1 protein-coding gene is annotated in these 652 nt (G+C 77.9%); it reads right to left on the minus strand.

The annotated features are described in order from the left end of the window. On the minus strand, window positions 1-235 hold a 235-nt coding region (locus tag DQW85_RS21810), incomplete at its 3' end, for a hypothetical protein (RefSeq protein WP_162795196.1). Window positions 236-652: the final 417 nt, after the last annotated feature.

Below are 652 nucleotides of genomic sequence, written 5' to 3' on the forward strand. Positions count from 1 at the left end.
CGCCCGCCATGGCGATCTCGGCGCCTAACGCCGCCGCCGCCACCGCGCGCAGCCGTTCCGGGGTCGCGCCGCTCGCCGCCCGTGCCGTCAGCCGCTCCTCGGTGCGGCGCAGGGCCTCCGGCGACAGGGTGACCGGCCGTCCGCTCGGGTCCGTGATGAGGACGCCGCCGTCCTGCAGGGTGATCCCGTGCGGGAACGCCGCCCGCTGCGCGTCGGTGAGAGCGGCCTGCGCCATCAGGGAGGACAGGGTCGGCGGGGCCTGCGCGGTCGTGGCTCCAGAGGCGTTTCCAGGGACATTTCCAGGGGTGTTTCCGGTGGGATTCCCGGGCGGGTTTCCGCTCGGGTTTCCGCTCGGGTTTCCGGGGGGAGCCGTCGCGGCCTGCTCGGGGCCCTGCGTCGCCTGCCCCGCCGGTGCCGTCTGCCCGTTCTGGGGCGCCTGCCCCGAGGCTTGGGGGGCCTGGCCGCCTGGGGGAGCCTCAGGGGGGCCGGTCTGGGCCTCGCCGCTCTGGACCAGGGGGTCGGCGTGGGGAGCCTGCTGGGCGCCCTGGCGAGTGGGGGAGCCGGACGGCGCCTGGGGGGCGGACGGCGGGTTCTGCGTACCGGCGGGCGCGGTCTGCGCGGCGGCGGATCCAGGGGCGGCCGCCGCCTGAGC

Source organism: Nonomuraea lactucae, from assembly GCF_003313395.1.
GTDB classification, from domain to species: domain Bacteria; phylum Actinomycetota; class Actinomycetes; order Streptosporangiales; family Streptosporangiaceae; genus Nonomuraea; species Nonomuraea lactucae.